We start from the raw sequence: 20,236 nt of genomic DNA, 5'->3' as shown, positions 1-20,236 counted from the left end.
TCCCGGCGATTTATGCTGCGGCGCATTGCGTAGTAACACGTAGCTCGTTTGCGTAGTTTCGCGCTTGTTGCCGGGGGGGCAAAACGAAATACTAACGCCCGCGTCCCCAGGACGCAGTGCGGGCGCGTGCGCGTCCGCCACCCCACAACAATGAGTCTGCCTTCCGCGGGACGAAAAAAGCGTTTCACGCCACAAGCATGGCGGGAGGCAAGAGGAGCACTTATGCATACCAGCAGTAAGGGACTGGGTCAGCACCTGGTCTGGCTGGCGGTTGCGGTACTGGGCGCGTTCGCGCTGGGCACCGTGGCGCTGGCCAGAGGGGAGACCATCAACGCGCTATGGGTGGTGATCGCCGCCGTATGCGTCTATTTGATCGCATACCGCTATTACAGCCGTTTCATCGCGAAGAACGTCTTCCAGCTGGACGCCTCGCGCATGACGCCGGCCTGGAAGCACAACGACGGCCTGGACTACGTGCCCACCAACAAGCACGTGCTGTTCGGCCACCACTTCGCCGCCATCGCCGGCGCCGGCCCCCTGGTGGGCCCGGTGCTGGCCGCGCAGATGGGTTATCTGCCGGGCATGCTGTGGATCCTGGCCGGCGTGGTGTTCGCCGGCGCCGTGCAGGACTTCACGATTCTCTTCATCTCGACCCGCCGCGACGGCCGTTCGCTGGGCGATCTGGTCAAGTCCGAGCTGGGCAAGATCCCCGGTGTGATCGCGCTGTTCGGCGCCTTCATGATCATGGTGATCATCCTGGCCGTGCTGGCGCTGATCGTGGTGAAGGCGCTGACGCATTCGCCGTGGGGCACCTTCACGGTTGCGGCCACCATCCCCATCGCGCTGTTCATGGGCGTGTACCTGCGCTACATCCGTCCGGGCAAGATCGGCGAGGTGTCGATAATCGGCTTTGTCGGCCTGATGGCCGCCATCACCTTCGGCCAGGACGTGGCCGCGCATCCGGTCCTGGGCCCGATGTTCGACTTCGATGGCAAGGGCCTGACCTGGATCCTGATCATCTACGGTTTCATCGCCGCCGTGCTGCCCGTGTGGCTGCTGCTGGCCCCGCGCGACTACCTGTCGACCTTCCTGAAGATCGGCACGATCGTCGGCCTGGCGATCGGCATCGTGGTCGTAGCGCCTGAACTGAAGATGCCCGCGCTGACGCAGTTCGTGGACGGCACCGGCCCGGTCTGGTCGGGCAACCTGTTCCCGTTCCTGTTCATCACCATCGCCTGCGGCGCCGTGTCGGGCTTCCATGCCCTGATCTCGTCGGGCACCACGCCCAAGCTGATCGAAAACGAAACCCAGGCCCGCTATATCGGTTACGGCGGCATGTTGATGGAATCGTTCGTGGCCATCATGGCATTGGTGGCGGCTTGCGTGATCGAGCCGGGCATCTACTACGCCATGAACAGCCCGGCGGCCGTCATCGGCACCACGCCGGATCAGGTGGCCCAGGTCGTGTCCAGCTGGGGCTTCGTGGTCACGCCGCAAGACCTGATCCAGACGGCCAAGGACGTCGGCGAAAGCACGATCATCTCGCGCGCGGGCGGCGCCCCGACGCTGGCCGTGGGCATGGCGCACATCCTGCACCAGGCCATCGGCGGCCCCGGCATGATGGCCTTCTGGTACCACTTTGCCATCCTGTTCGAAGCGCTGTTCATCCTGACCGCCGTGGATGCGGGCACGCGTGCCGGCCGCTTCATGCTGCAAGACCTGCTGGGCACCTTCGCCCCGTCGCTCAAGCGCACGGATTCGCTGCCCGCCAATCTGATCGCCACCGCCTTGTGCGTGGCGGCCTGGGGCTACTTCCTGTATCAGGGCGTGGTGGATCCGCTGGGCGGCATCAACACCTTGTGGCCGCTGTTCGGCATCGCCAACCAGATGCTGGCCGCGATTGCGCTGACGCTGGGTACCGTCGTGCTGTTCAAGATGAAGCGCGACCGCTACGCCTGGGTCACGATCCTGCCCACGCTGTGGCTCCTGGCTTGCACGCTGACGGCCGGCTGGCAGAAGCTGTTCCACGCCGATCCGCGCGTCAGCTTCCTGGCCCACGCCGACAAGTACAACGCTGCCATCGCCGAAGGCAAGGTACTGGCCCCGGCCAAGTCGCTGGGCGAGATGTCGCGCGTGGTGCTGAACGACTACATCAACGCCGGCCTGTGCGCGATCTTCATGTTCGTGGTGGTCAGCATCGTGGTGTTCGGCCTGAAGTCGGTGCAGCGCGCCCGCGCCGAAAACAAGCCGACCTCGCGCGAGACGCCGTACGAAACGCTGCCCGCCGCGGCGGGCGCGGACTGACCGCCAAGGAGGCGCCGCATGCTGTTTGGCAACATGAGTTCAGCCGCCGGCGCCGCCGGCCGTTACCTGGGGCAGACGCTCCGGTTAATGGTCGGCGTGCCGGACTACGAGACGTATGTGGAACACATGCGGCGTACCCACCCTGACCAGGAGCCGATGACGTACGAGGCCTTCTTCCGCGAGCGCCAGGACGCGCGCTACGGCGGCAAGAAACGGATCGGCTGCTGCTGACGAAAGCCCCTTCGGGGGCTTTTTCTTTGGGTGTGGGATTGGGGCGTCCGAGAGGACGTGGGATTGGGGGCGTGCGAAAGGACGTGGAATTGGGGCGTAGGCAAGGACGTAGGATGGGTGGAGCGCGCCAATTCCGCCAACAGAACGCCGCCCTTGGCCGCGCGTAACCCATCAAGCAGCGATGGTTCCCTGGCCGAAGGGGAAAAGAACCCATCATGCAGCGATGTTCCCCTGGCTGCGTTGTCCAAGATTCCGCCGCTGCTTGATGGGTTACGCGCGTTATGCAGTCGGGTTCTTCCTTAAGGATTCTCGCGCTTCACCCATCCTACGACACCCGTCGCAGCTTTTCCGAATAGATCACCAGCGGTACCGCGCACAGCGCGCACACGGCCATCACGATGAAGCCGCCCGGTGCATAGCTGCGGTACAGCGCGCCGCCCAGCTGGATGCTGCCGAACATGAACACGCCGCCAGACAGCAGCGCGTAGAGCGCGATCGCCGACGTCTTGCAGGCGGCAGGCACGTGGCGGGTGATGTACCACATGATCGCGGCGTTGTTGCCCGCCAGCGTGAAGCACTGCAGCAGTTGCAGCGCGGCGATCAGCGCCGGGTCGGTGGTGGCGGACAGGCCCGCCCAGCGGATCGCCGTCATGACGGCCGACATCAGGATCAGCCATTGCGCGCCGGTCCGGGCCAGCACCTTGGGCGCCAGGAAGAAGAACAGCACTTCGCTGCTGACGCCCACGACCCACAGCAGCGAAATCAGTGCGGTCGTCAGTCCGCTGGCGGTCCAATACAGCGTGGAATAGGAATACAGGAAGCCGTTGCTGGCCTGGACCAGCGACGCTGCCGCGATGCACATCAGCAGCGGCCGGTCGCGCAGCACCGCCAGCATGGGCAGGCGCACGCGCTCGACGGGAGCCTCGTCGGCGGCAGGGCGCGCGGCCTGAGGCAGCAGCCGCACGCAAGCCAGGCAGGCCACGATCAGCAGGATCGACAGCCACATCACCCAGTCGGCGTCGAAGGTCTTGATCAGGTAGCCCCCGATGACGGTGACTGCCGCAAAGCCCAGCGATCCGCAGGCCCGCATGATGGTGTAGGCGTTTCCTTGCTTTCTGCCGCTGGCGATCGCCATGCGGTCCATCAGCGGCAGCACGGCCGGAAAGACGGCGTTCAGCAGCAGCGTGATGGCCAACATCCAGCCTGCCGTCTGCGCAAACGGATAGCAGATGAACAGCACGAGCGACGCCGCCAGCGCCGAGGCGATCAGCGCGTGTGCGCGGCCGCTCTGGTCGGCCAGATGGGCCACGACCGGCGTGGACAGGATCTTGGGCAGGAAGGAGGTGGCGACGATCAGCCCGATGACGGCGGGATCCACGCCGCGGCTGGCGAACCACAAGGGCAGGAAAGGGATGCTGACGCCCTGCAGGCCGTAATACAGGAAGTAGAACCCGTGCAACGCGATGGCGCCTTGTCTGGCGTCGGGATTGCCGCGCATAGCGATGGTGTGAATCTGGCTGAGACGAAGGCGCGTAGCATACTCCTTCCAGGGGCGGGCGCTACCAGGGCAGCGGGGCCTTTTCACCGTTGGCGTGTTCGCCGTAATAGATCGACGGCAGGAAGCGCGACAGGTAGGTGAATTCGGTATAGCAATGCCGCAGCAGGCTCAGGCCCAGCGCATCGGGCACGTCGTGTTCGGGGTGCGCGCTGGACTTGCCCAGATAGAAGCGGCTGCGCAACACGCAGCCGAACGGCGTGTCGCGCGCCAGATGGATCATGTCGCCGTCCAGGGGATCACCGTCGGCGTCCAGCGTGATGTGTTCGCCGAATCCAATGCGTGCGTAGACCGCGGCTGACACGTCCTGACGTTCGAGGGCCGCTTGCAGCCGCAGCGGATCGAAGCATTCGCGCGGGTCGTGGAATTTCAGCTTCGCGGCCACGGGCGGGATGTCAGCCAGGGATTCCACGGCGTGAATCGATGCGCCGATATAGCTTTCGCCGCGCCGCCATTGGGCGTCCCACCCACGATGCTCGACATGGTCCTGCGGGTGCCACCATTTGATGTGCTGGGTGGTTTCGAAAAACGTGAACCACCAGTCCAGCATGCGGCCCTTGCAGCCGTGCAGGTCGGTGCGCGCGGCCACCACCAGTCCGCCGCCGGGCAACCGGGTGATGCCCGTTTCCAGGCGCAAGGGGGAGGGGTCCAGCAGGGTGTCGATGTCTGCCAGGATGTGGGAATCGTCCGGGTGCGGGGTGGCCATGGAGAGGCTCCGAGTTGGGGAGCACCTATTCTATAATAAAGAAACGTTAAGCGTTTCCTAAATAAACGAGCGTGTAAGATCGCATCCGGAACACTCAGGAGGACGGCGTCGATGCCGCAAACATCCCCGACCGCCGCGCCCCGTGCGCGCGGGCGTCCGGCCCGGCCGGAATCGGAACAATTGGCGGCGGCGCTTGAAGCCGCCACGTGGCTGCTGTTGAACGCCGGCTATGCCGCGACCACGCTGGAAGCGGTTGCCAAGCGGGCCGGGATGGCCAAGAAAACCGTCTATCGGTATGCCGCCAATCGAGAGGATCTGGTGGCCCAGGTGGTACGCGGCTGGACGGATGCCTTTGAACCCGTGATGGCCCAGGAAGTCCAGACGTCTGCCGAGGTGCTGCCCGCCTTGGCCCGCGTGTTGGACGTGATTGCAGCGCGTGCGCTGTCGGCCGACGCGGTGGGCATGTTCCGTTTGCTGACGGCGGAATTCCCGGCGCGCGAGGCGCTGCTGCCCGTGTATCAGAAGAACGGCATCGAACGGGGCACGGCGATGCTGGGCGATTGGCTCGCCCGGTTGGGCGAACGCGGCCTGATCCAGATCCGGCAGCCGCACGTCACCGCTGGCCTGCTGCTGTCCATGGTGATCGCCGAGCCCCTGCGGCAGATGGCGCTGGGCCTGGCGCCGCCGTTGCCGGAGGGTTCCGTCAGCGACCGTATCCAGGCGGCGCTTGCGCTGCTTGCCGCAAGCCGCACCGGCGACGGGCCCGGGTTTGCGCTGAAAGGCTGAGGGAGCTGGGCCGCGTTGAGCATTCAGCTTGCCGCCAGTTGATTCAAGCCATTGGCAAAGGCCGCGTGCGGGATTACCCTGGGGTATCTCGCATGGCGTAGTCCATGCCGAGACTGCGTACTTTCTATCATTCCAAGGAGCGGCAATTCATGGCCAAGAAACTGAATGAGAAGACCACCAAGACGCTCAAAGAGCGGCGCAAACTTCCGCTGGCAACGCCTACCGACCTGGCGGCTGCTGCCACCCGCGACATCTCCGCCGCGCTGAACCAGCTACTGGCCGACGTGTTCGCGCTGTATCTGAAAACCAAGAATTTCCACTGGCACGTCAGCGGTCCGCACTTCCGCGACTACCACCTGCTGCTTGACGAGCAAGGCGACCAGTTGTTCGCCATGACCGACCCCATCGCGGAACGCATCCGCAAAATCGGCGGCACCACGCTGCGTTCGATCGGGCACATTTCGCGCACCCAGCGAATTTCGGACAACGACGCCGATTACGTCCAGCCCCTGGACATGCTGGCCGAGCTGCGCGAAGACAATAAGGTGCTGGCGGCCTCGCTGCGCGAAGCCCACAACATCACCGACGAGCATCGCGACATCGCCAGCTCCAGCCTGATCGAAAACTGGATCGACGAGACCGAACGCCGCACCTGGTTCCTGTTCGAAGCCAGCCGCCAGGGCGACTCCACGGGCCATTGATCCCGGCGCTCACCCCGCGCGCACGAACCACCGCCCAGCCATGACGGCCTGGGCGGTTTTTTATGCCCCCGGCTTGTTCATTTCCTGGCCCATGAACGTTCACCCCGTATCGGCCTGGCGAGAGTACCGTAGCCGGACCCCTAATTCGGGACGCATGGCCTGCGGCGCCCGCACTCTCCCGCCGCGACTAAGGCTTTTATCCAATAGGCGCAGGCGGCGGGAAGCAGTAAAAGAACCGAATCATTTGCGGGCATGTTTGCACTGACCAAACGAAGGCAACTCGCCAAGGCGAAAAGGCACCGTCGATATTGACCGCCAGGCGCAAGCGCCGCCGGCAGGCAAGGGCTGGCACGCATAGACGCGGGGTGTAAGGGCGTTCACGCGGCACGCGCCGCAGTACGCGCGGCAGCTTGAATTGTTGCGGTTCGGCTTTTGATCGAGCTTTAGCCCAATGTCGCTGCTGACTCGTTACCGTCGTCTGCTGCTGGCTGGCGTGCTCTGCCTGCAGGGGTGCGTGAAGCTTGGCCCGGACTTCGAACCTTCGCGCGAGGCATGGACCGGCCAATGGGACACGCCGGCGTTGCAGCTGGCCACCCAGGCGCGGCCGCAACCAGATGCCCGAGAATGGTGGCGGCTTTTCGACGACCCGGTCCTGGAATATGTCATCGCGCAGGCCGATGCGAACAATCCGGGCGTGCAGATCGCCGGGCTGCAGATCATGGAAGCTCGCGCGCAGCTTGGCATCGCCCGCAGCGGCCTTTATCCCCAAACCCAGATCGTGGGCGCTGACGCCCTGTATCAACGCCGGTCTTCGCGCTCGGCCGAGGGGAACCCGCGCCCCAGCAGCTTCTGGCAATACAGCGCGGGATTCGACATTGGCTGGGAACTGGATTTCTGGGGGCGATTCAGTCGCGCTATCGAGTCGGCGGATGCGTCATATTTTGCGGCCCAGGCGCATCGTGAAGACGTGCTGGTTTTGCTGCATGCCCAAGTCGCCGAAAGCTACTTCGCCCTGCGCACGACCGAGGCGCGGTTGCGCATTGCCCGCGACAACGCCGTCATCCAGAAGCGCAGCTACGAAATTACCGAACGGCTATTCAGAAGCGGCGAGACGGATGAACTCGACCTGCAGCAGGCAAAGACCCAGTATCTGAGCACCCTGGCCACCATCCCTGAATTTGAAAGCCAGATCGCGCGGACGCGCAACGCGCTGGCCATTTTGATTGGCCGCCCGCCGGGCCCCATGCCGGAATTGCCGGCGCAGGCGGAAAAGGCGGCCGTCGTGCCGTTGATCGACCGGGCGGTGTTGCAGGACGTTCCCGCCAATTTGCTGTTGCGACGCCCCGACATCCGTGCCGCGGAATTTCGTATCGCGGCGCAGTCGGCGCTGGTCGGCGTGGCCGAGGCGGACCTCTATCCCTCGGTGGCCCTGTTGGGCAGCATCGTCTGGTCCGCCACGTCGCTGGCGGGGACGTCGGGCGGAATGGCGCTGCTGGGTGGACCCACGCTGAGCTGGAACGTGTTCGACTACGGCCGCCTGAAAAACAACGTGCGCGTGCAGGACGCCCGACTTCAGCAACTGATCGTCGCTTACCAGGACGCGGTCCGGCAAGCGGCGCGCGAGGCCGACGACGCCGCCAGCGGGCTGATCAAGGCGTTGGAGCGTGATGGCATCCTGCATGACTCGGCACAGGCTGCCGGGCGCTCGCTGACGTTGGCCAACGCGCTGTATCGCGAGGGTTATTCCGACTTCCAGCGGGTGCTGGACGCCCAGCGCGCGTTGGCCGCCCAGCAGGACGCCTACGTGGTGAACCGGGGCGCCGCCGTAAGCGACTTGATTGCCTTGTACAAGGCGCTGGGCGGCGGCTGGCACAGCGACGCGCCCGTGCTCGACCCGGCCACGCGCGACCAGATGCGGCAGCGCACCGACTGGGGCGATCTGTTGTCCGAGCCGTCCGGCCCCGCCGCGGGTCCTTCCGTGCAGAAGGTGCGATCCGATGAGTGACACGCCCCGTCCCCCCGCCGCTCCCGCGACCCCAACGCCCTCAGCGCCGCCCGCGGCTCCGCCGCCGCCACCTCCTTCCGACCCCTCCCGGAAGGGCGTCAGGTGGGTCGGCCTGCTGATCGTGGTGAGCCTGGTGTGGTATCTGCTGGCCGACCGGTTCACGCCTTACACGCAACAGGCGCGCGTGCAGGCCTTTGTCGTATCCGTGGCCTCGGAGGTATCGGGCCGCGTGGCCAAGGTGCATGTGCGGAACAACCAGGACGTCCAGGCCGGCGCCATCCTGTTCGAAGTGGATCCGGAGCATTACCGGATCGCCCTGGACCGCGCCCGCGCAGACCTGGAGGCGACGCGCCGGCAGATCGGCGCCAGCACGGCCGGCATCGATTCCGCGCAGGCGTCGTTGCGTGCGGCGCAGGCCAATGAGGTCAGGGCGCGCCAGGACAGCAGCCGACTCGAGCGCCTGTACCGCGACGACCAGGGCACGATTTCGCTGCGCCGGCTGGAGATCGCGCGGGCGAACCTGGCGCAGGCCGTCAGCCAGGTCGCGGCGGCGCGGGCGGAAGTGCAGCGGGCGCGCGAACAGGAGGGCGGCAACGAGGAAGACAACGCCAAGCTGCGCAGCGCCGCGTCCGCCGTGGAAAAGGCAGAACTGGATCTGGCGAACACGCAGGTGCGCGCCCGCGCGGCGGGCCTGGTCACCGACCTGCGCACCGATGTCGGTCAATTCGCCGCCGCCGGTAACCCGGTGATGACGCTGATCGCCATCCACGACGTCTGGATCAACGCGGAAATGACGGAAAACAATCTGGGCCATGTCGAAGCCGGCACGCCCGTGTCGGTGGTGCTGGATGCGCTGCCCGGCAGAATCTTCGAGGGCCGCGTGCGCAGCGTGGGGTATGGCGTCAGCGTCGGGCCCGGCACGCCGCCTGGCAGCCTGCCGACGGTGCAAAACAGCCGCGACTGGTTGCGCCCGGCGCAACGCTTTCCGGTCGCGGTCGAGATCAATCCGGGGGAATTGCCCAATTTGCGCGGCGTGCGGGTAGGGGGCCAGGCAGAGGTCATGGCGTTTCCTTTTCCGGGCAATCCGCTCAACCCGCTGGGCCGCGTGTACTTGCGCCTGATGAGCTGGCTTTCCTATGCCTACTGACGCTACGCATGCTGATCCCGACCCACGTGCCCGGCGGGCGCTGCGCCTGGCCATCGGCACCGCGCTCTGCCTGGCCATCGGTTTCGGCCTGAACCTGCCGATTCCCATGGTCGCGCCGGTGCTCGGCCTGTTCCTGCTGGCCTCGATGAACCGCCCGCTGTCGTTCAAGGCCGGCCTGGGCCTGATCGTCGTGGTTCTCGTGACCACGGCCCTGGGCCTGTTGCTCAGCCCGGTGCTGCGCTACTACCCGCTAAGCGGCGTGCTGCTGATCGGCCTGGGGCTCTTTCTTGCCTTTCGCTTCGGCATGCGCGGTGGCAACAACCTCGTGTCCCTGTTCCTGGCCATCGGCCTGACCATGATTTCGGCCGCCGGCACCATCGATTTCAGGCTGGCTGCGATCGTGATCGAGGCGCTGGTCAAGGGCTTGTTCGTCGCCGTCCTGGTGCTGGGGTTCTGCCACTGGCTGCTTCCTGAGCCGCCCAACGCGCCGGTGCCGCCGCCGCCTCCGGTCCTGCCCGACAACGAGGCCAGCCGGCTGGCGCTGCGTGCGTCGCTGGTCGTGCTGCCGGCTTTTCTGCTGGCGCTGACCGATCCGCTGGGCTACATGCCCATCATCCTGAAATCGATCAGCCTGGGCCGACAGAGTGGTGTTGCCGCAGCGCAGGGCGCTGCGCGCGAGCTGCTGGGCTCGACGCTGTTGGGGGGGGCGCTGGCGATCGTCTTCTGGTGCGCGCTGAGCCTGTTCGTGAATCTGTGGATGTTCTTCCTGTGGATGCTGCTGTTTGGCCTGGTGGCCGCGCGCAAACTCTATCGACTAGCCCCGACGCGGCATCCGCCCAGCTTCTGGTTGAACACGCTGGTGACGCTGATCATCCTGCTTGGCCAATCGGTGCAGGACAGTGTCGCGGGCAAGGACGTCTACACCGCCTTCGCGGTGCGCATGGGACTGTTCATCGTCGTCACGCTCTATGCCTGCCTGATGCTGCGCCTGCTTGAACCGCAACCCCGGACGCCGCGCAAACCTGGCCTTCTTCACCGCTATTCGCCTGGAAGACTCAAAAGGAGCCCACCATGACCCCGCAAGACACTCAACCCCCTGCTGCCTCCCCCGCCGGATGGCGCTTCAAGTGCGGCATCGGCATGTTCATCCTGGCCTTCGCGCTGTGGCTCCTGATTCCGATCGCGGCCTCGATGGACACGCCGGGTTCGCGCATCGCGGCCCTGACGGGCGCGATCTTCATCGCCAACAAAGTGCTGCTGATCTCGTGCATCGCCGTCATGGGCAAAGAGGGATTCCAGCAGCTCAAGGCGATCGTCTTCGGCCACGCCAAGCGCCTGGCGCCGGTGCAGAAAGTTGGTCCTGTCCGCCACGCCATTGGCCTGGTGATGTTCGTCCTGCCGCTGCTGACGTCGATGCTTGAACCCTACATCGACCAGATCTGGCCTGGGCTCAGGCCCAACCTGTGGCAGCTGCAACTGCTGGGAGACGTCATGCTCATCGCGAGCTTTTTCGTGCTGGGCGGCGACTTCTGGAACAAGCTGCGAGGCCTGTTCGTCCGCTCGGTGTAGGCAATGGCATTTTCATGCGACTGGCTACTTCGCCTCTGCGCGGGCCGTACGATGACGAGCCGCATTGGCCAAGTCAGCGATCGGCGCCAGCAACCCGCGATCGAACGCCTCGTGCGCCTGGCCAGCGCGCAGCCGCAGGGGCCAGTCGGCGTGCGTGAGCGCGCCACGGCCCAGCGACACGAAGTCCGCCTCCTGCCGCGCCAGCATCCCGGCGGCCTGCGTCGCGTCATGGAGCGACCCGTTTGCCAGCACCGGCACCGAAACATGCCGACGCGCCAGCGCGGCGAGGCTGGCGCCTGGCGCGCCGAAGGCGGCGTTCCAGGCTTCGAACTCGGTCGTGTGCAGGTAGTCGATGGGTAGCGCGCCGAGCGTGCCGAAGATCTGCGCCGCATCGGCCTCGCCGCCTTCCCACTTGTGCGTGAAGTCGTTGACCTTGCCCTGCGAGCTGCGCACGCCCACGACAAAGGGCTGTGTCGTCGACTGCCGGACGGCCTGGATGACCTCCGCCGTCACGCGCAGGCGGTTCTCCAGGCTGCCACCGTAGCGGTCCTGGCGCAGATTCGTGTGGGCGGTGAGGAACTGGTCCAGCAAGTACCCGTTAGCGCCGTGTATCTCGACACCATCGAATCCTGCTTCCTGCGCTCGGCGCGCCGCCTGCGCAAAACCTTCGATCGCTTGGGCGATGTCATCGGCGGACATCGCGTCGGGCAAGCGGTACGGCCCTTCACCCCGATAGAAGGCCATTTGCTGGCCCGCCGGCAACACCGCCGAGGGGCCCTTCGTCCCGGTGCAATAAGGATTGCCCTGCGACAGCGCACCGGCGTGCATCAATTGCGCGATGATGCGGCCGCCGTGCGCATGCACACGGTCCACCACGGTGCGCCACGCATCGCGCTGCGCGTCATCGGCCAGGCCGGGTTGGAAGAGATAGCCCTGCGCATAGGCCTTGTCGGTATAGATGCCCTCGGTGATCACCAGGCCGAAGCCGCCGGCGGCGAAAGCTTCGTAGTAGTCGGCCATCAGCGGGGTGGCGTGGCCGTCCGCCGTGGCGCTGACGCGTGTCATGGGCGCCACGGCCAGACGGTTGGCCAGGCGCAATTCCCGTCCCACCCGAAGCGGCGTGAACAATCTGGCGTGCGCAGTGTGCGCATCGCCGGTCGAACGATCGACAGTCGTGTCCATGTCAACGGCCCTCCGGGTGGCGTACTGCGGCGATGGCCTCGATCTCGATCATCGCGGCCGGGTCGTACAGCGCCTTGATTTCCGCGATCGTGTCGGCCGGGTAGGGCGCCGAGAAGAAGCGGCGGCGCAGCGTCACCACGTCCTGGAAATGCCCCATATCGGTCACGAAGATGGTGACCTTGATCACGTCCGCCAGGCTGGAGCCGCCGGCTTCCAACGCGCGGCGCAAATTCGAGAAGGCCTGCTCGCCCTGGGCCAAAAAGCCGCCCGAGACGATCTTGCCGTCGTCGGCGGCACCGGCTTGCCCGGAGATGAAGAGCAGATTCCCGTACTGGATGCCTTGCGACAGCAGGAAAGGTTCGTAATTGTCGGGTTGGGTCTTAACGCGTTGCAGCATGATGCGATTTCCTTCACTTGTAGGGGAGGGGAAGTCAGCCAGGAAATGGCCGGTTCAGGCCTCCAATGTAGGCACCGAAACCGCTCGTGACAAAGGTTCATTTGTCAGCTATAAGAAGAGAATTTCTCATCTATAGGTCAGGCGCTACGCATGCAACGCCGAGTTCTTCCGCTTTCTGCACTTCGCGCATTCGAAGCGGCCGCGCGCCTGGGCAGCTTCAAGGCGGCCGCCCACGAACTGTCCGTGACCCCGACCGCCGTCAGCCACCAGATCCGGGCGCTGGAGGCACAGACCGGTCTTGAACTGTTCGATCGTCAAGTGCGCAAGGTGACGCTGAACGATGCGGGGATGCTGCTTTATCCGGTGCTGCGTGACGGGTTCGATGCGTTCGAGGCGACGCTGGCCCGGTTGATGCAACAGCGAACGCGAACCCAGGTCAGCATTTCCGCGACGAATGCCTTCACCGTGAAATGGCTGGTGCCGCGCATGAGTGACTTCCGGGCCCTGCATCCCGGCATCGACTTGCAGTTGCTGGCCAGCGACGATCTCGTCGACTTGCGATCGACGGCGGTCGATATCGCAATTCGCTATGGCCGCGGGCCGTATCCCGGTCTGGTGACAGAGCCCCTGTTCAACGACCGGTTCGCGCCGGTGTCAAACCCGCGCCTGGGCGTCACGTCTCCGGAAGACCTGGCGCGCGTGCCACTGATCCGTTTCGACTGGAAGCGGCCGCAGCCCGACAACCCCACTTGGGAACGCTGGTTCAAGGTCGCGCAACGGGCAGAACCGCCTCAGGCAAGCGGCCTGCGCTTTTCGGACGAAGGCCATGCCATACAGGCGGCCGTCGCCGGCCATGGCATCGCGCTGGTCAGCTTGGCGCTGGTAACAGACGAACTGCAGGCCGGCCACCTCGTGCAGCCCTTCGGCCCGGCGATCGACGGGCACACCTATCACCTGGCCACGTACGCCGACCGGCCGCGCTCGGCGCCGGTCCAGGCGGTGGCGCAATGGTTGCGGGCACAGGCGGCGCATCGGGAATAACCGCCACGTAGTAGGGGTTCAATCGTCAGATAAATTCCGTTGCATTTTATTGGGGACGGCGTAGCGTCCTGAACGGATAATCCGCGGCACCATTTGTCGAGGATTTTATTTTGAAGTTGAAAGCTGCTTTCCTGATTTCCGCTCTGAACGTCGCCGTGCTCGCCCCGGCGCACGCTGAAGCTCCCCGGTCTGTGGACGCGCGGACCTTTGATATCGCGGGGGTCAAGACCGGTATGGATTACGACGAGGCCGTCGCCGCAGCGGCGAAGAATTTCCAAGTCAGCAAAAGCGAAATGAAGGCGGGATATGCGACGCTGAACCCCGTCACCAACACGAAAACGCCACTGGATTTCAGTTATCGGAAAGACGGCGTCGAGCTGGTGGTTCATTTCGAGCCGCGAGTTCCCGTCGATAAACAACGGCCCCTGGCGGTGTCTCTGATCAATTATGAAATGCCGTGGACCCCCGCCAACAAAGCCGCCATGGGCCAGGCAGTCGTACAGAAGTACGGGAGGCAGTCAAACTATCCCAATGACCTTTCCCTGGAATGGTGCCAGAAGCCGAGCTCGAACCCGGGGATGGGCTGCTCGATCGATATGAAGCAGGCCGTTTTGAATTACACGGGCGTGAGCATCCGGCTCTATGACCCGGCGTGGTCTGACGCGCGGGTCGAATTCATCAATCAGTCGAACGCCAGGAAGCCCAGCTTCTGAGTTCGATGAAGGCGCGCTCCGAGAGTTGACCGGTGCCCGCACTTGCCGCCTTGCGACGGCAAGCAGATCTGAAAGGCCAGCGCCGGTCCATGTATGGCAGGCGCTGCCGAACGTCCTTCAGTGAATCTGTTCAGAGCCTGCGGGCTGCAGTTCCGACAGGGCATTCCAATCGGGATCCTTGAACATGCGCAGGTTGATGGGATAGACCGGATGTCCCGCCAGGCAGGCGTTGAATGCGTCGAGGAAGGTTTCGACGTTATCGGTGTAGTACCGCCACTCCTTCAGATGATTGCCTGTCATGCAAGCCACCTGCACACCGACGGGGGAGTTCTCGAAGGCTTGCTCGATGGCCTCTTCAAAGCGATTGGTGTGCTGCTTGTCTTCGTCATTGGGCATGCCGGACTCGATGCCGGTATAGGGCCACGAGATGATGATCAGGTTCTCATGGATCTGACGATCAGGCGCCGACGGCATCCCGGTACGAAAACGAACGATGACCGACAGACCGTTGACGCGGGTTTCGCCCACGGCCCACATATCGCCTGGAAAAATGCTGCTCATTGAATAAATTCCTGCATTGAAGCCGAACCGACGGGTTCGGGGTTGGGTACTACTTGTCTCGAGACGTGGAAAAGAACGTTCCGCCTTGGCCATCCGGTGTCAACGTCACCTTGAACGGAATCTGCTGGTTGCACAGTTGCACGATCCATCGTTCATCGACGCTTCCGTACTGCCGTGACGCGGCCGAATTGCCGGTGCCGACCGGATTGATCTTCACGACCTCGGTTTGAATCGCGTCGACCTTTTGGCAATTCGATTGTATTTGGGCCTGCATGGAAAGGTTTTGGGCGACGTCGGCTTTCAACGTTGCACCCGCGTGCGTGTTGCCGGTGATGGGGACGTTGGCCTGCGGGGTGGCGCAAGCGGCAAGCCCAGAGACGGATGCGGCAATGATGAACGCGCGCAAAGGGTTATTCATGATGATTTCCTTGTCGGTCGGTTGATGCTATTCGACGAAACGACTGGCTGGCGTCGGACGGACCGCCTTGAGAATACCGCAGATGCGGATCCCCATCGGATAGGCCGATGCCTCGATCAGACATTCCTTCTGGCGCCTGACTGCGCGTCACGCCACCATCGCTCATTCCAAACTTCCAATCACGATTTTCAAGGAGATGAGCATGGGTAACCGTCTTGCGGGACAACGCGTCGTGGTCGTCGGCGGTAGCTCCGGCATGGGGCTGGCCGTCAGTGCACAGTTGCTGCGCCTGCATTGCGAGGTGCTGATCGTGGGCCGATCCCGCGACAAACTTGATGCGGCGCGCGAGGCGCTGCGGGCGTTTGGCGCGCCCCGCCTGCATCAGGTGGATGTGACGAGCGAAGCGCAAGTGCAGCGGCTGTTTGAAGAATCCGGTCCGGTGGACCACCTGGTCTGCACGGCTGCCGACATCCGTGGCGCCTACGAGTTGCTGCCGCAGCTTTCCTTGGACGCGCTGGATCGGGCCATCAGCTCGAAGGTCGTCGCGCCCATCCTGCTGGCCAAGCATGGCGCCCAGCGCATGCCGGCACACGGCTCGATCACACTGACTTCCGGCATCGCCGCCTATCGGCCCAGGCCCAAGGGCGTGGCCGTGGCGGCGATCAATGCCGCACTGGAAGGGGTCGTACGTGCGATGGCCGTCGAGCTTGCGCCGTTGCGGATCAATGCCGTATCGCCGGGCTGGGTCCGTACGCCGATCTGGAAGGACGTGGCTGGCGCCGACAGCGAACCGCTCTTGGCATCGATGGCCGAGCAGCTTCCCGTGGGCAGGGTCGGCACCGGCGACGATATCGCCGATGCCATCGTCTTCCTACTTGGCAATGGCTACACGACCGGCACCGTGCTGCATGTCGATGGCGGGCATCGGCTCGTCTGAAGCAGTCGCCGCAAGCCGGATCATCTCGATGAAGGCGGCCACCTGGCGCGTGGGCGCGCGAAGCAAGGTGAGAAGACAGATGGGAAGACCTTCTCCCCCTGTCGACAATGGCCGCCACTGGCCGCGTGCCGCGGTTGCCGCCGGATCCAGCGCCATCCGTGGCAGGATCGATACCCCAAGTCCCGCGGCCACCATCTGCATCAAGGCCGGTACGCTGTCGGCAGTACCTCGGATACGGGGCCGCACGGAGGCATCCTGCAACAGGGCCTCCAGGTATTCCCGATACCGGCAGCCTTCCATCGTGACGATCAGCGGAAACGCCGCAAGCGCGTCAGGGCTGATGCGAGCTGTCTGGCTGAGGGGATGGCCAGGGGGCAGCACGACCACCGGCATGTCCCGGGCAATGACTTCCGCCCGCAGGTTGACGTCGTGCGCCGGCCACCCGTGCACCAGGCCAAGGTCGGCCGTTCCATCGAGCACCGCCTGGGCCGTCGCCTGGGAGTTTCTTTCCTGCACCGCGACCTGTGTGTCGGGATGCATGCCCGCAAAGTGCAGCAGTTGCGGAAGCAGCACGCTGGTGCACAAGGTCTGCGGGGCAACGACCCGGATCGTGCCGCCTGGGTTGTCGACGTTGTCGCGGACTTCCCGGTAGGCATCATCGGCCATGGCAAGCAACTCGCGCGCGCGGATGGCCAGTTTTTCTCCGGCTGCGGTGAGTTGCAGGCGATTGTTCTGGCGGATGAAGAGCGCCTGGCCGACGCTTTCTTCAAGCGCTCGCACCTGTTCCGTCACGCTAGGCTGGGACAGGTGTACCCGTTTGGCGGCTTGTGTGAAGCTCAACGTTTCCACTGCCGCGACGAAGATTTTCAGCTGCCGTAGTTGGAACATGGGACTGGGGCGTTGGCCGTATGGGGCGGCCCGGGGGCGGAGCCTGGGGATGTAACGTGGCCCCACCGCCAGGCGGATGGCGATGTGATGCTGAGTTTACGGCAACCCGCCTGGGCGCGGCGATCACCTGGAAGCTAGCCGTGGGGGGCAATCGGAATTCCATCCCCGCGGCACAGGCCCAGGATCGTGCGCCGCAGCCACTGGTGCGCAAGGTCGCTCTGGAAGCGGGGGTGCCAGGCCTGAGTAAGCAGCACCGTTTCCAGCGGCACGGGCAGATCGAACAGCCGGATGCGCAGCCCGGCGCTGAGCGCGCTGCGCGCGAGATGTTCGGGCATGGGCAGCAGCAGGTCGGAATCTTGCAACGTGAACAGGGCGGCAGAGGGCGTGGGCACGATCAGGGACACATGCCGTTGCAGGCCTTGGGCCTCCAATGCGGCGTCGAGAGGGCCCGCGGACTTGCCGCGCCGGGAAATGCCGATGTGCCCCCAACGCGTGAGCCGTTCGGGCGTAATGTCGTCTTCGAAAATCGGATGGTTCTCGCGGGCGACGCCGACGAACGTGGTGGTGAACAACGGCTGCACCCTGATTTCCGGGCCGAGTTTGCGGGATGCACTGATAAACAGGTCAATACGACCGCTGCGCAACGCCTCGACGTCCACATCGTCTTCCTCGGGAGAAAAACGCAGCATGGCGCGGGGCATGTCCCGTGCCATCGCCTCCAGCAAACGGCCAGCGTGGATGCCCACGAATTCGTCATTGGCGCGCACGCTGAAGCGCCGCTCCAGCGTTGTCAAATTGGATTCGGTGGCAGGAGCGAGCGCCTGGGTCGCGTGCTCGACCGCCACACGTACTTGCTCGCGCATCGCCAGTGCCCTGGGGGTCGGTACCAATTTGCGGCCTGCCAGCACGAAGACCGGGTCGCCCAGGGTCTCGCGGATGCGGCCCAGCGTGCGGCTCATGGCGGGTGGGCTCAGGTTCATGCGCCTGGCCGCGCCGCTCACGCTGCCTTCCTCCAGCAGCACGTCCAACGCGAGCAGAAGGTTCAGGTCGGGGTGCTCCATGGTGTGCCTCGCATCTGCTGCAAAAAGCAGAATCCTACCCCTATACCGTGCAGCGAGAGCATGAATAGACCCTTGCGTTTGACGCACTCATTGCGTGCGGACAGCGGTATTTACCCCCCCCTTCAACGAGCAGGGCTTTAAGGTGCCAGACGACATTTCTGCTTTAAGGTATGCCTCTTCCGTCTTGAAGTCAGACGACATCTTGGCCGCACGCGCTACGAAGGAATCCAGCTCATGAGTCCCGCAACAGATATCGCCATTGCCATCGTGGGCCCGGGCGCCATCGGCACAACGATCGCCGCCGCGCTGCACGAGGTTGGCCGCCCGCAGCTGTTGTGCGGACGCACGCCCCGCGACCACCTCACGCTGCATGATGGCGATCGTCGCGTCCTCGTTCCGGGCCCCGTGCAGACCGAGCCGGGCCGGATCGACCGTAAGGTGGATCTGGTTTTTCTCGCGGTCAAGGCGACGCAGACCGAGACGGCGTCAGGATGGCTTGCGGCATTGTGCCGTCCGGATACCGTCGTGTGCGTACTGCAGAATGGCGTTGAACAGTTGGAAGCGGTCGCAAAGCACGCGCCGCGTGCGCGGGTCGTCCCGGCTGTCGTGTGGTTTCCCGCGCAGTCTCAAGCCGACGGCTCGGTACGCTTGCGGGGCGAAGCTCGCCTGAGCCTGCCGGACTCGCCGGCCTCCCGCGTGGTGGTGGAGGGGCTCCGGGATACCCGGTGCGCCGTGGAGATCTCCGCGGATTTCCCGTCCGTGGCCTGGCGCAAACTGCTGCAGAACGCGGTGGCCGGCCTGATGGCCCTGACGCATCGGCGCGCCGGCATGTTCGTCCGGCCCGACATCGCCGGGCTCTCGCTGGCATATTTGCGAGAATGCCTGGCCGTGGCGCGCGCCGAGGGAGCCAATCTGGGCGACGAGGTCCCTCAGGAAATCCTCGCCAAGTTGCAAGCCGCTTCCGCCGACTTGAGCACGTCCATCCTGACAGACCGCGAAGCCGGCCGGCCCCTCGAATGGGACATCCGAAACGGCGTCGTCCCGCGTCGCGCCCGGGCCCACGGCATCCCGACGCCGATCAGCGACATCATCGTGCCGCTGCTGGCCGCGGCGAGCGACGGGCCGGGTTGAAGACCGGCGTTCGTCAACGGCATGCTCGAAGAAGTCGATGTGGTGATCAATGGCCTATCAGGCGTTCGCCACCGGCCATTGGAAGCGCTGTGCCACCTTGTCGAGAAAGCGGCCAGCGGCCTCGCGGTGGTACTCGGAAGAGCGCGCCACGCCCTGGCCTGCGGCCTCCATGTCCAGCATGGTGTTCAGATCACTGTTGAGCGATGCATTCAAGCCGCGCTTGGTGATCGCCAGCGCCGCCATCGGCAGTTCGACCATGGACAGCGCGATCTGCCGCGCGCGCTCGTGGATCAGCTCCTGCGGCTGGATCTCGAACACGATGCCCATTTCCTTGGCTTCCTGCGCCTGGAACTCGCGGGTGGAAAAGGCCAGCTCCTTGGCCCGTTGCAGGCCCACCATGCGCGGCAGGGTGTACATCGTGGCGCAGTCGGGAATGGCCCCCAGCCGCAGAAACGACAGGCAGAAGCGCGCGCGCGGCGATGCCAGGATCAGGTCGGCGGTCAGGGCCAGGCCCAGCCCGGCGCCATAGGCCGGGCCGTCGACTGCCGCGATCACCGGCCGGTCCAGCGTGATCAGGCCTTCTATCGTCAGGAGCAGGCTGGCCATGCGCTCCCGCGCTTCCTCGGCGGAACCACCGGACCCCATGGTGGAGATGTCTCCGCCCGAGCAGAAGGCGCCGCCGGCGCCCGCCAGGATCACGACGCGAACGCCGCGGTCGCGCCGGATCGCGTCCACTAGGTGGGCCAGCTCCTCGCGCATGGTCAGGTCCAGCGCGTTTCTCTGGGCAGGGCGGTTGAGGGTGATGGTGGCGACGCCGCCTTCGACGGCATAGAGCAGGGTCTTGAACTCGCTAGAGATGACTTGCATCGTATCGTTCTCCATGTCTGCACTCCATGATGGCCG

Annotated in this window: 21 protein-coding genes; 12 read left to right on the top strand and 9 right to left on the bottom strand. The window is 64.9% G+C overall.

The window, feature by feature from the left end; genetic code table 11:
• Positions 1-222 precede the first annotated feature (222 nt).
• Both AC3WMU_RS08625 and AC3WMU_RS08620 read left to right on the top strand, forming a co-directional pair.
• The gene (locus tag AC3WMU_RS08625) at positions 223-2,304 is read left to right on the top strand and encodes a carbon starvation CstA family protein (protein ID WP_006223339.1); all 2,082 of its coding nucleotides are present in this window, start codon (positions 223-225) and stop codon (positions 2,302-2,304) included.
• 18 nt (positions 2,305-2,322) lie between these two features.
• The gene (locus AC3WMU_RS08620; protein WP_085946884.1) at positions 2,323-2,535 is read left to right on the top strand and encodes a YbdD/YjiX family protein; all 213 of its coding nucleotides are present in this window, start codon (positions 2,323-2,325) and stop codon (positions 2,533-2,535) included.
• A 325-nt stretch (positions 2,536-2,860) separates the two neighbouring features.
• Here AC3WMU_RS08620 and AC3WMU_RS08615 read toward each other — a convergent pair whose 3' ends face one another.
• A complete protein-coding gene (locus tag AC3WMU_RS08615; protein WP_088588273.1) occupies positions 2,861-4,033 on the bottom strand; it encodes an MFS transporter in 1,173 nt (390 codons plus the stop codon).
• A gap of 61 nt (positions 4,034-4,094) precedes the next feature.
• Positions 4,095-4,796 carry a DAPG hydrolase family protein gene (locus AC3WMU_RS08610; RefSeq protein ID WP_006223336.1) on the bottom strand — a complete coding sequence of 234 codons (702 nt, stop codon included), beginning with the start codon at positions 4,794-4,796 and terminating at the stop codon, positions 4,095-4,097.
• A 111-nt stretch (positions 4,797-4,907) separates the two neighbouring features.
• Here AC3WMU_RS08610 and AC3WMU_RS08605 point away from each other — a divergent pair, with 111 nt between their 5' ends.
• The 6 genes from AC3WMU_RS08605 (at position 4,908) to AC3WMU_RS08580 (ending at position 11,004) form a co-directional block, all read left to right on the top strand.
• On the top strand, positions 4,908-5,582 hold the full coding sequence (locus AC3WMU_RS08605) for a TetR/AcrR family transcriptional regulator (RefSeq protein WP_492282184.1): 675 nt from the start codon (positions 4,908-4,910) through the stop codon (positions 5,580-5,582).
• A 149-nt stretch (positions 5,583-5,731) separates the two neighbouring features.
• Positions 5,732-6,283 carry a Dps family protein gene (locus tag AC3WMU_RS08600; protein ID WP_280027395.1) on the top strand — a complete coding sequence of 184 codons (552 nt, stop codon included), beginning with the start codon at positions 5,732-5,734 and terminating at the stop codon, positions 6,281-6,283.
• A 451-nt stretch (positions 6,284-6,734) separates the two neighbouring features.
• Complete coding sequence (locus tag AC3WMU_RS08595) at positions 6,735-8,288, top strand: efflux transporter outer membrane subunit (protein ID WP_492282183.1); 1,554 nt, start codon at positions 6,735-6,737, stop codon at positions 8,286-8,288.
• Complete coding sequence (locus AC3WMU_RS08590; RefSeq protein WP_280027399.1) at positions 8,281-9,435, top strand: HlyD family secretion protein; 1,155 nt, start codon at positions 8,281-8,283, stop codon at positions 9,433-9,435. Before AC3WMU_RS08595 ends, AC3WMU_RS08590 begins: the two co-directional genes overlap by 8 nt.
• Positions 9,425-10,510, top strand: coding sequence for a DUF2955 domain-containing protein (locus AC3WMU_RS08585; protein ID WP_424625987.1), 1,086 nt, complete (start codon positions 9,425-9,427; stop codon positions 10,508-10,510). The genes AC3WMU_RS08590 and AC3WMU_RS08585 overlap by 11 nt, the downstream gene beginning before the upstream one ends.
• Positions 10,507-11,004, top strand: a complete 498-nt coding sequence (locus AC3WMU_RS08580; RefSeq protein WP_035212587.1) for a transporter suffix domain-containing protein — start codon at positions 10,507-10,509, stop codon at positions 11,002-11,004. The genes AC3WMU_RS08585 and AC3WMU_RS08580 overlap by 4 nt, the downstream gene beginning before the upstream one ends.
• 24 nt (positions 11,005-11,028) lie before the next feature.
• Here the strand turns inward: AC3WMU_RS08580 and AC3WMU_RS08575 are convergent, their stop codons facing one another.
• A complete protein-coding gene (locus AC3WMU_RS08575; protein ID WP_492282182.1) occupies positions 11,029-12,186 on the bottom strand; it encodes an NADH:flavin oxidoreductase in 1,158 nt (385 codons plus the stop codon).
• Between the two features lies 1 nt (position 12,187).
• Positions 12,188-12,583: a RidA family protein gene (locus tag AC3WMU_RS08570; protein ID WP_006223328.1), complete on the bottom strand. Its 396-nt coding sequence runs from the start codon at positions 12,581-12,583 to the stop codon at positions 12,188-12,190.
• A gap of 150 nt (positions 12,584-12,733) precedes the next feature.
• On the opposite strand from AC3WMU_RS08570, the gene AC3WMU_RS08565 reads away from it, so the two are divergent.
• Together AC3WMU_RS08565 and AC3WMU_RS08560 are read left to right on the top strand one after the other, a co-directional pair.
• Positions 12,734-13,624 carry a LysR substrate-binding domain-containing protein gene (locus tag AC3WMU_RS08565; RefSeq protein ID WP_006223327.1) on the top strand — a complete coding sequence of 297 codons (891 nt, stop codon included), beginning with the start codon at positions 12,734-12,736 and terminating at the stop codon, positions 13,622-13,624.
• 110 nt (positions 13,625-13,734) lie between these two features.
• Complete coding sequence (locus AC3WMU_RS08560; protein ID WP_006223326.1) at positions 13,735-14,337, top strand: hypothetical protein; 603 nt, start codon at positions 13,735-13,737, stop codon at positions 14,335-14,337.
• A 117-nt stretch (positions 14,338-14,454) separates the two neighbouring features.
• Here the strand turns inward: AC3WMU_RS08560 and AC3WMU_RS08555 are convergent, their stop codons facing one another.
• Together AC3WMU_RS08555 and AC3WMU_RS08550 are read right to left on the bottom strand one after the other, a co-directional pair.
• Positions 14,455-14,898, bottom strand: a complete 444-nt coding sequence (locus AC3WMU_RS08555) for a DUF695 domain-containing protein (RefSeq protein ID WP_006223325.1) — start codon at positions 14,896-14,898, stop codon at positions 14,455-14,457.
• Positions 14,899-14,947: 49 nt separating this feature from the next.
• Positions 14,948-15,316, bottom strand: coding sequence for a hypothetical protein (locus AC3WMU_RS08550; RefSeq protein WP_006223324.1), 369 nt, complete (start codon positions 15,314-15,316; stop codon positions 14,948-14,950).
• Positions 15,317-15,518: 202 nt separating this feature from the next.
• On the opposite strand from AC3WMU_RS08550, the gene AC3WMU_RS08545 reads away from it, so the two are divergent.
• Positions 15,519-16,253, top strand: a complete 735-nt coding sequence (locus AC3WMU_RS08545; RefSeq protein WP_280027402.1) for an SDR family oxidoreductase — start codon at positions 15,519-15,521, stop codon at positions 16,251-16,253.
• On the opposite strand, the gene AC3WMU_RS08540 is transcribed toward AC3WMU_RS08545, so the two are convergent.
• Together AC3WMU_RS08540 and AC3WMU_RS08535 are read right to left on the bottom strand one after the other, a co-directional pair.
• Positions 16,188-17,141 (bottom strand): LysR family transcriptional regulator, encoded by a 954-nt coding sequence (locus AC3WMU_RS08540; RefSeq protein WP_280027404.1) that lies wholly within the window; start codon positions 17,139-17,141, stop codon positions 16,188-16,190. The genes AC3WMU_RS08545 and AC3WMU_RS08540 overlap by 66 nt on opposite strands.
• Positions 17,142-17,275: 134 nt before the next feature.
• Positions 17,276-18,202 carry a LysR family transcriptional regulator gene (locus AC3WMU_RS08535; RefSeq protein ID WP_006223321.1) on the bottom strand — a complete coding sequence of 309 codons (927 nt, stop codon included), beginning with the start codon at positions 18,200-18,202 and terminating at the stop codon, positions 17,276-17,278.
• A gap of 234 nt (positions 18,203-18,436) precedes the next feature.
• Here AC3WMU_RS08535 and AC3WMU_RS08530 point away from each other — a divergent pair, with 234 nt between their 5' ends.
• Positions 18,437-19,333, top strand: a complete 897-nt coding sequence (locus AC3WMU_RS08530; protein WP_492282181.1) for an oxidoreductase — start codon at positions 18,437-18,439, stop codon at positions 19,331-19,333.
• Positions 19,334-19,390: 57 nt separating this feature from the next.
• Here the strand turns inward: AC3WMU_RS08530 and AC3WMU_RS08525 are convergent, their stop codons facing one another.
• On the bottom strand, positions 19,391-20,215 hold the full coding sequence (locus AC3WMU_RS08525) for an enoyl-CoA hydratase/isomerase family protein (RefSeq protein WP_006223319.1): 825 nt from the start codon (positions 20,213-20,215) through the stop codon (positions 19,391-19,393).
• Between the last annotated feature and the right edge of the window lie 21 nt (positions 20,216-20,236).

Source organism: Achromobacter sp. FW305-C-13 (assembly GCF_058783475.1).
The sequence above is the reverse complement of the archived record's forward strand: the minus strand, read 5'-3'. Positions and strand labels throughout refer to the sequence as shown.